Source organism: Psychrobacter sp. 1Y4 (genome assembly GCF_051847555.1).
Window position 1 is genome coordinate 235,562 of record NZ_JBPYDE010000004.1, and the last position, 13,806, is coordinate 249,367.

At 40.0% G+C, this 13,806-nt stretch carries 12 protein-coding genes; all 12 read right to left on the bottom strand.

What is annotated here, in order from left to right; translation table 11 throughout:
- Entirely contained in the window at nt 1-699 is a 699-nt protein-coding gene (pyrF, locus tag ACS8FC_RS05030) for an orotidine-5'-phosphate decarboxylase (RefSeq protein ID WP_439296039.1), read from the bottom strand.
- Nucleotides 700-773: 74 nt separating this feature from the next.
- Nucleotides 774-1,181: a lipopolysaccharide assembly protein LapA domain-containing protein gene (locus ACS8FC_RS05035; protein WP_439296040.1), complete on the bottom strand. Its 408-nt coding sequence runs from the start codon at nt 1,179-1,181 to the stop codon at nt 774-776.
- A gap of 149 nt (nt 1,182-1,330) precedes the next feature.
- The gene (locus ACS8FC_RS05040) at nt 1,331-1,633 is read right to left on the bottom strand and encodes an integration host factor subunit beta (RefSeq protein ID WP_068036291.1); all 303 of its coding nucleotides are present in this window, start codon (nt 1,631-1,633) and stop codon (nt 1,331-1,333) included.
- 409 nt (nt 1,634-2,042) lie between these two features.
- Nucleotides 2,043-3,731: a 30S ribosomal protein S1 gene (rpsA, locus tag ACS8FC_RS05045; protein ID WP_439260672.1), complete on the bottom strand. Its 1,689-nt coding sequence runs from the start codon at nt 3,729-3,731 to the stop codon at nt 2,043-2,045.
- 272 nt (nt 3,732-4,003) lie between these two features.
- Nucleotides 4,004-4,774 (bottom strand): (d)CMP kinase, encoded by a 771-nt coding sequence (cmk, locus tag ACS8FC_RS05050; RefSeq protein WP_439296041.1) that lies wholly within the window; start codon nt 4,772-4,774, stop codon nt 4,004-4,006.
- Between the two features lie 181 nt (nt 4,775-4,955).
- Nucleotides 4,956-5,510, bottom strand: a complete 555-nt coding sequence (tadA, locus tag ACS8FC_RS05055; RefSeq protein WP_439260831.1) for a tRNA adenosine(34) deaminase TadA — start codon at nt 5,508-5,510, stop codon at nt 4,956-4,958.
- A gap of 42 nt (nt 5,511-5,552) precedes the next feature.
- Nucleotides 5,553-6,290 (bottom strand): uracil-DNA glycosylase, encoded by a 738-nt coding sequence (locus ACS8FC_RS05060; RefSeq protein ID WP_439260670.1) that lies wholly within the window; start codon nt 6,288-6,290, stop codon nt 5,553-5,555.
- A 188-nt stretch (nt 6,291-6,478) separates the two neighbouring features.
- Complete coding sequence (clpA, locus tag ACS8FC_RS05065) at nt 6,479-9,052, bottom strand: ATP-dependent Clp protease ATP-binding subunit ClpA (protein ID WP_439296042.1); 2,574 nt, start codon at nt 9,050-9,052, stop codon at nt 6,479-6,481.
- A 603-nt stretch (nt 9,053-9,655) separates the two neighbouring features.
- Complete coding sequence (locus ACS8FC_RS05070; protein ID WP_439296043.1) at nt 9,656-10,006, bottom strand: ATP-dependent Clp protease adaptor ClpS; 351 nt, start codon at nt 10,004-10,006, stop codon at nt 9,656-9,658.
- 206 nt (nt 10,007-10,212) lie between these two features.
- Entirely contained in the window at nt 10,213-11,100 is an 888-nt protein-coding gene (locus tag ACS8FC_RS05075; protein WP_439296044.1) for a hypothetical protein, read from the bottom strand.
- Between the two features lie 155 nt (nt 11,101-11,255).
- The gene (gene argC / locus ACS8FC_RS05080; RefSeq protein ID WP_439296045.1) at nt 11,256-12,323 is read right to left on the bottom strand and encodes an N-acetyl-gamma-glutamyl-phosphate reductase; all 1,068 of its coding nucleotides are present in this window, start codon (nt 12,321-12,323) and stop codon (nt 11,256-11,258) included.
- 113 nt (nt 12,324-12,436) lie between these two features.
- Nucleotides 12,437-13,573, bottom strand: coding sequence for a uroporphyrinogen decarboxylase (gene hemE, locus ACS8FC_RS05085; RefSeq protein ID WP_299216327.1), 1,137 nt, complete (start codon nt 13,571-13,573; stop codon nt 12,437-12,439).
- Nucleotides 13,574-13,806 lie beyond the last annotated feature (233 nt).

Consider the following 13,806-nt stretch of genomic DNA (forward strand, 5'->3'; position numbering starts at 1 on the left):
TTAGATACTATTGAGTATCATCTGCAATTTAGCAGCAGGGTTCGTAGCCTGTGTAATAGAACGTCCTATCACGAGATAATCAGCGCCATCATTCAACGCCTGCTTTGGCGTACAGATACGTTTTTGGTCATCGGCATTGTCTTCTGGTAAACGAATACCAGGCGTCACTAGCTTAAAATCTTGACCACACAGCGTCTTGAGGGTTTTAGCTTCTTGTGCTGAACAAACCACGCCATCAAGACCAGCTTGCTTAGTTAATTGTGCTAAACGACTAACTTGTACATCTAAACCATCAGTAATACCTGTTTGCATCAATGCGTCATTATCCATAGAAGTCAACACAGTAACAGCAATTAGTAAGGTATCTAAGTCATTATCCAGTAAGCGCTGTTTAGCCAGAGACATAGCTTCAAAGCCTGCGCTAGCATGAATATTAACCATCCATATACCAAGCTCGGCTGCCGCTAATACTGCTTGTGCTGTGGTGTTAGGAATATCATGAAACTTCAAATCTAAAAACACTTCAAATTGACGTTGATGAAGCGCTTTTATGATATCAGGCCCGCAGCGAGTAAACAGCTCCTTACCTACTTTTAAACGACACAGCGCTGGATCTAGCTGCTCAGCCAATGCTATTGATGCTTCCATTGTCATATTATCTAAAGCAATGATGACTGGAGAATTAGTTGTATTATTCATGATGTTGCCATATCAATATTGAATTTATTAAGCGTCATATGTATAGGTAAACCATTGATTAACCATTACATAATTTAGTCTCGCTTTTGCTTAGTAAGCGTAGCACTCTCATCTACATTAACCGTGGCTTGGTCATGTACGTTGGTCGCTGTCGAACCATAAACAGCTTCTTCAACTGTCGGCTCATTCGCTTGACGATCGATAACGACGTTGGCCTGAGTTACTTGTTCTTGCAAATTAGCATTTAACTTTTGCAAACGCGATATTTCCCACTTATTTTGTAATACACGGAAAATTAATAATGCTAATAGCATACCAATCACAATACCGAGTATCAGACAAAGTATGAGTAGCAGTCCTAAATTCATCGTAGGAGCTTGTAAGAACAGCAGGTTGACGCCAATATCGGTATTGTTAGCTATCACCAAACCAAGCGCATAAGCAAAACTTAAAAATAATAAAACGAACAGTATAAAGCGCATGATATGCATACCTCGACAAAATGTGCGAAAACACCTGCTTCTTAATACCTAACAAAGGTAAAACAAGTAAATTAAATAATAAGTAGTCATGATAAATCATAAGTACCCATTACTTTATACTTGTTCTGTTAACCATCAGTCTTTATGAGCTATGAAGCTACTTTGTCGTTGACTGCTTCACGCAATGCTTTGCCAGGTTTAAAATGAGGAATGGCTTTGGCAGGTACCGGTACGCTCTCTCCTGTCTTTGGATTACGGCCCATACGAGCACGTCGATGATGCAAGCAAAAGCTACCAAACCCTCGAACTTCAACTCGGCCATCATTAGCCAAAGTATCTACCATCAAGTTTAGTATTTCTCGCACAGCATCATCAACAACCATCTCAGTCATGGTGTCACAGCTCACACTTAAATTACTAATGAAGTCGGATTTATTAATCGCTTGTTGCATCGTTACAATTGCCTTCTTTAATTAATGAAAATATGACTGATAAATAAAGGCGATTTTTCGCTATGTATTATTTATATATCAATCATATCTAGGTTATCAATTGGTTATTATTACTACAAAGTATCGTCCAAAACTAATCGATTGTTTTTTATAGGAACAGCTACTTTAAAGAGATAAAAATAATAACGCTTAAAAGTTAATGTATAATCAAACACTTGGCATGAGTTTACATTTCTTTACTCAATGTAGCAAATGATAGCGGAATTCTACACAAATAGGAATCAAAGTTTGGACAAAACGTTGAAAAATTGTTTTTGTACTTATTGATTAAGCGCTATCATCATTTTTAATCATAAAAAAAGCGACCGAAGTCGCTTTTTTTATGGTTAATATAGTTATAACTTAAAGCTTACTGCATTTGCTCTTTGATTAGATCACCAATCGTTTTTGGTTGAGCATCAGAACCAGCTGCTGGAGTAGCACTTGCACCGCCAAGATCTTTAATCGCTTGACGCTCTTCGGCTTCGTCTTTTGCTTTGATAGACAAGCTGATATTACGAGTCTTACGATCTACACTAATGATCTTCGCTTCAACATCATCACCAACGCTTAAATGCTTAGTAGCATCTTCAACGCGATCACGTTGAATTTCAGAAGCACGTAGGTAAGCTTCTACTTCATCCGCAAGTTCAATAGTAGCACCTTTAGCATCTACTTCTTTTACTTTACCATTTACGATAGCACCGCGGTCATTACTAACCAAGTACTCGTTAAATGGATCTGAGCTTAACTGCTTCACGCCTAGACTGATACGGTTTGCTTCTGCATCTACAGACAATACCATTGCTTCAACGGTGTCACCTTTGTTGTAGTTACGGATAGCTTCTTCACCAGTCTCATTCCAAGAGATATCAGACAAGTGAACAAGACCATCAATACCACCGTCTAGACCGATAAAGATACCAAAGTCAGTGATTGATTTGATCGTACCAGTGATTTTATCACCGCGCTCGTGCTTTTTATCAAACTCATCCCATGGGTTTGCTAGGGTTTGCTTGATACCTAAGCTGATACGACGACGTTCTTCATCAATATCAAGAATCATCACATCAATCTCATCGCCTACTTGAACGACTTTCGATGGATGGATATTTTTGTTAGTGTGATCCATTTCTGATACGTGTACCAAACCTTCGATACCTTCAGAAATTTCAGCGAAGCAACCATAATCTGTCAAGTTAGTTACACGTGCTTTAACCACACTACCGACTGGGTAAGTGCCGCCCACGTTGTCCCAAGGATCAGTACCAAGTTGTTTTAGACCTAAGCTTACGCGGTTACGTTCACGATCAAACTTCAGTACTTTAACTTTTAAGTCTTGGCCAACTTCAACAACTTCAGATGGGTGCTTGATACGGCGCCATGCCATGTCAGTAATGTGTAGCAAGCCATCGATACCACCAAGATCAACGAATGCACCGTAATCAGTAAGGTTCTTTACGATACCTTCGATCTCAATACCTTCTTCAAGCTTGTTCAATAGCTCTTCACGCTCAGCTGAGTTTTCAGCTTCCATAACTGCGCGGCGGCTAACCACAACGTTGTTACGCTTTTGATCAAGTTTGATGACTTTGAATTCTAGCTCTTTGCCTTCAAGATGCGTCGTGTCACGGATCGGACGTACATCTACCAATGAGCCTGGTAAGAACGCGCGTACTGAACCCACGTCTACAGTAAAACCACCTTTTACTTTACTAGAAATGATGCCTTTAACAATCTCATCGTTGTCATAGATTTTTTCAAGGACATTCCACGTCTCAACGCGTTTGGCTTTTTCACGTGACAGTAAGGTTTGACCCATACCATTGTCAACTGCTTCAACCACAACATCGACACTATCGCCAACTTCAACTTCAAGTTCGCCTTCTTCGCTTAAAAACTCTTCACGAGCGACGATACCTTCAGATTTAAGACCAGTATCTACTGTGATCCAATCACTATCGATGGCCACAACAGCACCTGTAATAACTGAGCCACGCTCAATATCCAGACCCTGCTCTTCAATGCTCGCTTCAAATAGTTCAGCAAATGATTCCATTATGTCTACCTTTGTATAGCCGTATCCTGTCCAGCACAGTACGGATCAAATTTATGATTGCATAAAACGAGAATACTGGTTTTATATCTTATACAATCATATAAAAAAACGTTTGTTGATAATAAGCTTCTTGTCAATTCTACTTACTAGCAACAACTGTCTTATATAAAGATCTTGATACTTCTTCAATCACTACTAACCTTGATTACTATAATTTTATACTAAATTCAATCATCGTAGGAAAGTTTTTAGTTCGTAATATGTTGTTTTTATTAACTATTAAAATAAATACCTTTATCTTGGCATTGTTTTTTGACTAATTCATAAACTGTATCAGCATCTAACATTGAGCTATCTAATACCAAAGCGTCTTCAGCAGGTTTTGACGGTGCTGTGGTTCGGTTTTCGTCACGTTCATCACGAGCTTTAATTGTATTCAGAATGGCTTCAAAATCTGCTGTTTGACCAGCTCTCAGCAATTGGGCTACGCGGCGCTCAGCTCGGGCTGTAGCACTAGCCGTCAAAAAAACCTTCACATCAGCATCGGGAAACACGACCGTTCCCATATCGCGACCATCGGCGACCAACCCTGAACGCTTAGCCATATTTTGTTGCAGTTCAAGCAATGCTTGACGAACTTTAGGGAATACCGCTATCTGAGAGGCATAACCTCCGATAGTTTCATTACGGACTTGCTCACCGACGGCTTCATCATTGACCAAAATATCGACCCGCCCTGACTCATTATTGGGCACAAAAACAATATCTAAACCTTGAGTCAATTGCAGTAGCGCTTCTTCATCGATAGATCGTTTGGCATCTGCACTAACCAATCCAGCCTCAAACGCTTTTAGTCCTACGATACGATATAACGCGCCTGAATCTAATAGCTGATAACCAAGACTCTGTGCTAATCGCCATGTAACCGTGCCCTTGCCTGCACCACTTGGCCCATCGATACAAATGACAGGATAACGCTTAAAACTCGTTGTACCACTATCCTCACTATTAAGTAAAGAGTCATCAGGTGTAGAGACGGTCATAACACTCACTTAATCACAGACATTATGGAGACGATGCTTCATATACTTACTTGATATTAAAGTTTATTTCTCAGGTGTTTAATAAGCCAATTAATTGGTTAGCAATCAAACAGGGCAATATTATAGCAAACAAACCACGTTATCACTAGTATCAAGACTTATATCTTATTCATTAACCATATTATTTACTAGATGCACTGTCTTTACGCTGCTTCATGCTTTTTCGACGTTCACGAAAAAAAGTCTTGAGCATCTGACTGCTATGTTCGCTACATAAACCTTTATGCACTTGGATACTATGATTATAAAAAGGCTGTACAGCCAAGTCCATTTGACTACCAACCATACCAGCGCGTGGCTCACTTGCAGCATATATCAGCCTATCGACCCGTGCGTGTATCAGAGCCCCAATACACATGGTGCATGGCTCTAAAGTCACGTATAAAGTAGTCTTAAGTGGTAAGCGATAGTTTTTCAAGCGCGTACAGGCATCTCTTAATGCGACAATCTCAGCATGTGCTGTCGCATCATGGCGTCCAATCGGCTCGTTAAACCCTTGACCAATAATTTGATTATCATGTACCAATATCGCACCTACTGGCACTTCTCCGCACTCAGCACCTTGACGAGCAAGCGTGAGAGCTTTTTGCATCCATTTAACATCTTGAGTTGACCAAAACGTATTCGTTGCAATTGGAAGAAAATTAAATTTATCATTTGTTAATTGCTTATTCATAGAATAGACAGGCTGATACTCATCATATTGAAACATTGCCATTTACTGTGGTAGCTGCCAGTCAATTAGCGTTTTCCCATATTGCTTTAGATAGTCATTGGTTTTAGAAAACGGCTTGGAACCAAAAAATCCGCCACGATTTGCAGCAAGCGGGGATGGATGAACAGCGGTTAAGATAAGATGCTTGTCAGTATTGATATACTTACCTTTCTTCTGTGCTTTACTGCCCCACAATATAAATACTGTGTGCTCTGTTTGTTCATTCACCACATCAATAACAGCATCGGTAAACTGCTCCCAGCCTTTATTTTGATGGCTGTTTGGTTCACCTTCTCTAACCGTTAAAGAGCTATTTAATAATAGTACCCCTTGCTGTGCCCAATAGGTCAAATCACCATGTGCAGGGGGTTTGGTACCGATATCATCTGCCATCTCTTTAAGCAAATTGTTCAATGAAGGAGGCTTTGGAATGGCTTTAGGTACAGAAAACGATAGGCCCATTGCCTGTCCTGGACGATGGTAAGGGTCCTGACCTAAAATCACGACTTTCACTTGTGACAACGGCGTTAAATTAAAGGCATTAAACATCAGTTGTGCTGGCGGATAAATACTGTCATTCGACTGGTAAGATTCTTTTAAAAAAGCCCGCAAGTTATCCATATTCTCAGAGGTTAATTCATCTGCTAATGCTGTTTTCCAATCTTCTGGCAGGCGTACATTATCTAAAATCGCCTGCTTTTGTTCTGGGGTTTTTGTTGTCGGCTCATGGAACAGTTCCATAACAAGTCCTTTCTTATTTATTATTAATCAGCTTAAAAAGTATATAACCATACTATAAAAAGCATCCTACTTATTATATTAGCAAAATGTTATGCCAAATTTGTTATAAAGTATAGCAATCGCATAATCGAATATCACAAAAAAACGGCTACCTAAGTAACCGTTTTTTATCTAAAGAAAGAATATTGTTAACTTGCTAATGACTCAGAGTCTGAATGTGGTTCATGAGTTTCAACCACAGTTAGAATAATACGGCTATCCGCTGAACCTTTATCAGTTTGCATACTAGTACTTGATGTGGCCTCATCTTTATTCAACGAAACTTCGTTAGAAGTAGTATTAGATTCTTCATCATGTTCCGGTTCTAGAGATATATGTACCACTCCGCCATTAACCAAATCACCAAACAAAATCATATTTGCCAATGGTTTTTTAATCTCATCTTGTATTAGACGCTGCATAGGACGCGCACCCATTAAACGGTCATACCCTTTATCAGCAAGATAGTCACGTACCTCATCGTCAATCTCTAAAGTGACCTGTTTGTCATCAAGCTGTACTTGCAGCTCTACTAAGAACTTATCAACAACTGAGATCACTACTTCTGTATCTAAAGGATTGAACTGAATGATCGCATCTAAACGATTACGGAACTCAGGCGTAAAGACTCGTTTTAGCGCTTCAGTATTGTCGCGACTGTGATCTTGTTGAGTAAAGCCCATAGATGAGCGACTGATACTATCTGCACCCACGTTGGTCGTCATAATAACAATAACTTGCTTAAAGCTAGCCACACGGCCGTTGTTGTCAGTTAGCGTACCGTGGTCCATGACTTGCAATAGTAAATTGAAAACATCAGGATGCGCTTTTTCAATCTCATCAAACAACAATACACAGTGCGGATGCTGATTGATTTTTTCAGTAAGCAGACCGCCTTGATCATAACCGACATAACCTGGCGGCGCCCCTATCAGACGTGAGGCTGTATGCGCCTCCATATACTCTGACATATCGAAGCGTACCAGCTCTACGCCCAGCAGGCTCGCCAACTGACGTGATACTTCTGTTTTACCAACCCCTGTAGGACCTGCAAACATAAAGGAGCCAATCGGTTTTTCTGGTGCTTTTAGTCCTGCTCGTGACAGCTTAATAGCATCAGCAAGTGTAGCGATCGCTTCATCCTGTCCAAACACTAAATGCTTGAGATCACGATCTAAATGCTCAAGAATACTCTTATCATCACTGGAGACTGATTTGGGTGGAATACGGGCAAGCTTAGCAATAATGGCTTCAATATCAGCAACATCAATTTTTATCGATGGCTTTTGATTATTGATCGTTTGCAAATCATCTATTGTTTTCGACTCGTCATCAGCTTTAGCAGTGGCTGCCTTAGCTTGCATCTCATTGTCGTTATCAGACTTACTGGTATCAATACCTTCATGGTCTTTTTGGTTGATATCTTTTTCCAAATCCGCAATCAGACCGTCTTCTGCATTGATATCATTTGTATCGGGAATAATCCCTAAACGCTTATACGCGCCAGCTTCATCGATAACATCAATCGCTTTATCTGGTAAAAAACGCTCATGAATATGCTTAGAAGACAACTCTACAGCTGTCACTAACGCTTCATCAGTATACTCAACGTTGTGGAACTCTTCATAACGTGGTTTAAGACCGCGTAAGATATCAATGCTATCTTCAACACTTGGCTCTTTTACATCAATTTTCTGGAAACGACGCGATAATGCGTGATCTTTTTCGAATACTTGACGATACTCAGTAAAGGTGGTCGAACCGACACAACGTAACTCACCATTTGCCAATGCTGGTTTGATCAAGTTTGACACATCCATATTACTACTCATTGACGAACCTGCGCCAATAATCATATGAATCTCATCAATAAATAAAATCGCATTGGGTTTTTTCTTAAGGGCATCAAGTAGTGATTTCATACGTTTTTCAAAATCACCACGATACTTAGTACCTGCTATCAATGCACCAATGTCAAGACTGTAGATCACACAACCGTTCAACGGTTTTGGTGCTTTATCATTGATAATCAGCCATGCCAAACCTTCAGCGATAGAAGTTTTACCAACCCCTGGCTCACCGACCAATAACGGATTATTTTTACGACGACGACACAATACTTGTGCAGTACGCTCAATCTCAGGGCCACGACCTATCAGAGGATCGGTTTTGCCTTCTGCAGCACGCTGGTTTAGGTTACTTGCAAACTCTACCAAGGGATCTTTACTGGTTTTTTCTGAGGCACTGCGGCGTTCTCCGCTAATAGAAGCACGTGGTTCAGATGGCTCATCCTTATCTTGTCCATGCGACAGATACTGAGTAAGCTCTAAGCGACTAATTCCCTGCTTTTTAAGCAAGTAGACCGCGTATGTATCGTGCTCAGAGAACATAGAAACCAAAATATCTGAGCCTTCAACCAACCGACCACCGCCGATAGATTGCACATGAAAAATAGCACGCTGCAAAATACGATCAAAGCTTTGAGTAGGCTGTGGTGATTGCTCTATATCCACATCTATCGTTGGCGTATGCTTATCAATATAAGCTTCAAGCTCCGTACGTAGATTTGAGACATTGGCATTGCAAGCAGTTAAAGTATTAGCAGCATGAGTATTCTCAAGAAGTGCTAATAACAGATGTTCAACAGTGAGATACTCATGCGACTTTTGGCGCGCAAGCGTCATTGCTAAACGCAAAGAGACTTCAAGGTGACGACTTAACATAAGAAATTCCTACGGTTATACAACTCTTTATAATAATTTAATAGCTTAATTGGTAAATCAGGGCAGCAAAAGGATTGTTCAAGGTTAAAACATAACGGTTATTAAAGGGTAAAACTATAATATGACTGCAGGCGTATTCTGCCTTGCTCTTACTTACCTTTATCACAACACGATCGTTATATATAGTCAATCTATTAACACGTACTAAAATGTATCAAAGAGTATGGTTACTGCATGTTATTAAATTCAGAAAAATACTGCTTCCATATGTAACCTTATTCTTAATAACCCTACCATTCCGAATAGAAGTACGTTACAAGTAGATTTTGGCAAAAGGGATATTTGACTTAGGTTTAAGGCCTTGTGTAAAGACTAACAGACGAAAAATCTCAGCACTTTAAAGAACCAAGCCAATATGTGAATAAATGATGATGACTATGAATGAATAAAAAAGATGTAATTAAATAAAGCGATGATGTTTAGAGATAATACCTATATAAGGTTATCTTTGACTAAAATCAAGATGAGGAGGAGTAAAGTGGGTATGGAAGTAGGCGTAATATTAGCTGATAGCTAGTCTATGAATGAATAGAACAGATTACCCTATTCACCTTGATGGGGTTCAATTTGAGTCAGTAATGGGTAGCCTTCACGATGAGCCAAACTATTTACCTTCTTGGCCTTAGTTTCAGCAATATCTTTAGGATAAATACCAGCAATACCTTTACTGCTATTATGAATAGTTAGCATAATTTCAACTGCAGAGTCGATATTATGGCGAAACTCTGACTGCAAAATGTATACGACAAACTCCATTGGCGTATAGTTGTCGTTATACATAACCACAGCATACATGGGCGGCTCTGCTACTTCAGGTTCTGCAACTAACACATCTGCCTGAGGTGTTGTTTCATTGTCGGTGTCATCGTCTTGCGCACGATGACCAGCCGGCATATTAGGAAAATGCCAGTCAGCTACCGTAGGTTTAACATGCTTTATTACTTGTTTTATGATCATAATAAGAATGGTTTCAATAAAAATTTGATAAAAAATAAATAGTAAATTAATAACTTTTTAAAATAGTATTAATTGATATAAGTTCTGTGTACAGTCTGTTCAAAATTATAATGACGCAGTAAGAACCATCGCATTTATAGTATTTAGGGCTCAATAGGACTTTGATCAACTTCAGGTAAATCCATTAATGACAAAGGCATACTATCTACCATATCACCGAGCTTCCAGTCATATAGTTGTTCGACTTGTTCGTCACCTGCTTCTAAACTAAGCTTAACTTGTAAAGGTTTGAACCCACTAGGCATCACAAATCGACCACGAATACGAACAATGCCCTCAATAACATAACGAGCAGGGTCTAACGGAACTTCTACAAAGTTATCTTTGTCTTGTAGCGTTAACGTCACCTGTAAGCTTTTAGCAAGGCCATCCTCGCTGAGCATTCCTACATCAAAACCATATTCAAAAGCATTTTCGGGTAATGGCTCAATTTTAGCGCCTAATACTTGTAGTGGCATGCCCCCTTGTTCAGCGATAACTTCTGCATACAAATCATTCAACTGTGAGGTTTGTCTGTTATCAACCTTCAAAGCTTCTTGCTTTTGACGCAGCTCATCTAAATTTGCCAAACTAATGGTCAGCTCTTGTTTGGCTGTAGCTACTTGGTTGGTCAGCACCTTATGGCTGATACGTAAGTCTTTGAGCTCGTTAGTAGCTTCTTTACTATTAATCGTTGCCTGCTCAGTTTCTGTCTTTAGCGTATAATAACCACGTTGATAGCCAAGCTTATGCCCAAGCAATATAGCTATTATTGCTGTTACCAGTATCGCTACCACAAATAACGCTAGCAGCCATGACGATGCACCTTGTTGACTGTTGGCAATACCCTGATTATATTTTATACGATAATCCCTATTTAATAATGGCTGCAAGTACATACTAGTTGCAGGCTGACGATGTACAAATGCAGACGCGTGACACGCTGGTTGAGCTGGCTGATAGCGCAAGCGGGAGGCATTCTTAACACGCATCTGGATAATATCTCTTAACAGTAAAGGCGAGATATTATAACGGAATTTAAAGTCAATACCTAGCATAGCGCTGTAAGCGTAATGACTCAATAGTAAAGTTTCTGTGATAAGTCAGCACCATATTCTGTATAGATATCCCTTCTACCTAACAAGCTTTAGGGTACAATTGGTGCTGCGTTCAACCCCAGTGTCTCATCAAGCGCAAACATCACATTCATATTTTGTACTGCTTGCCCTGCCGCTCCTTTGACAAGGTTGTCTTGTACTACTAAGACGGTCAACTCACCGCGTTCATTATTTTGATGTATTGCGATACGTAAACGGTTACTAGCACGCACACTACGTGTATCAGGGTAGACACCATGAGGCAACACATCAATGAATGCTTCACCTGCATAGCTGTCTTCAAACTCCTGCTGCCAGTCGATACCAGTGCCTGCTTCTGTAAGTGCTATATGAATAGAGCTGAACATGCCGCGAATCATAGGTACTAAATGCGGTAAAAAACGTACCTGTTGTGAAAATTGACTGTCTAATAACTGCTCAATACCTTGTTCAATCTCAGGTAAATGACGATGGCCTCCAATACCGTAAGCCTTAAAGTTATCTGTCGTTTCAGCATAATTAAGCGCAAGGCTTGCTTGACGGCCTGCACCAGATACGCCAGACTTGGCATCAATAACGATACGCGACTCAATCAAACGTATTGCTTGTTTGTTCTGCTTATCAATAATTGGCTTTAAACCTAAAATAGCCGTAGTCGGATAACAACCAGGGTTACCTACAATAAAAGCCTCTGCAAGCTTGTCACGATTTAGCTCAGGAAGTCCATATACTGCTGTCTTTAATAGCTCAGGACAGCTATGCGTCTGCTGATACCAATGTTCAAAATCTGCCAACGACTGTAAGCGAAAATCGGCCGCCAAATCGATTACCTTCACGCCTGCTTGAGTCAATGCTGCGGCTTGCTTCATAGCGACTCCGTGCGGCGTAGCAAAAAACACCACATCGCATTTTTGTAAAGCAGATAGCGTCTCATCGCCCAAATCACTAAACACTAAGTCTGATATGCCACGTAAGCTTGGGAATATCTCATCAGCACGCGTTCCAGCTTCACTTCTTGAAGTTAATAAATCAATAGACACCTTAGGATGCGCTGATAACAAGCGGATAAGCTCAATACCTGTATAACCTGTACCACCGACAATAGCTGCTGAAATCATAAGGTGTCCTTTTATTTAATAATCATTAAATGCACTACACATCTTTGCGAAATATACTGTTTATTGGTACTGAGATTTAATCAATACACGCGTTAACTACTATCTAAATACGCTTAAATTTGATAATCATGTACAGCATCTATAAATACTTTGGCACGATCTGGGTTGACCCACTGAGTAATACCATGACCGAGGTTTGCTATATAGCCTGTTTTGTCTCCACTAGCATAAGCACCATCTAGCATCATTTTGACTTCTGCCTGAATGGTCTCGGGTGAACCATATAGAGTAGCTGGATCCAAGTTACCTTGAATTGCCTTACTACCCTGTAGCTTTTTATGCTTTTTAGTAAGATGACGCTGGCTTTCAGTCAAAACTTGACGTGCACGATCGAGCGGCATGGTCCAATCCAACCCTAAGGCATCAGCCTCACTGTCCGCTTGAATATCTAGCCAAAGACCACCCCCCTTGGTAAATAAGACCACTGGAATCTCCGGATGGCGTATTTTCAGCTCTGCTACGATACGCTTGTTATATTGATGAGAAAAGTCTATAAACTGACGATGACCAAGCGCTCCGCCCCAACTATCAAATATCTGTAGAATCTGCGCTCCAGCTACGACTTGCGCATCTAAATAGTCAATCACAGACATCGCTAACTTGTCTAATAACTGATGTAAAAATTCAGGATTACTGTATAAAAACCCTTTCGTATAGCGATAATCTTTTGAGCTACCACCTTCAATCATATAAGTAGCAAGTGTCCATGGGCTACCAGAAAAGCCAAATAATGGCACTTGTCCGTTCAACGCTTTACGGATGCTTGTCACCGCACGCATAACATAGTCAAGAGAATCGTTGACATCAAGCTTTGGCAATCTATCAAGATCTGCCTGATTACGAATAGGATGTTTAAACTTAGGTCCTTCTCCAGTCTCAAAATACAAGCCCAAACCCATCGCATCTGGAATAGTTAGAATATCACTAAACAAGATAGCTGCGTCCAAATCATAGCGGCGCAGCGGTTGTAAAGTGACTTCCGTCGCTCGATCAGTGTCTCTGCACAAGCTCATGAAATCTCCAGCTTCTGCACGCGTTGACTTATACTCTGGTAAATAACGTCCAGCTTGGCGCATCATCCAGACAGGTGTGGTATCAATCGGCTCAAAACGCAGTGCCCGTATTAGTCTATCGTTTTTTAAAGGAGCAAATTCTGGCTGGGCTGTATTCGTGTTATTTGAGGCACTCATGTATAAGTCTCCAAAAGAGTACAATACTCATATTGTAATTATCATTGTAAAAATAAAAAATTAGGAAGCGTCTATTTGTTGATAAATAATAAATAGTCGCGTTTTAATTAAAACGTACATATGAATCAAAACATACATATAGTGAATGCCATAAAGATAAAATCTATTATGGCATTCGTTTTGATCTTGAAAAATATAGTGATACTTGTTGCTACTTATCTAAGTAATCTTAA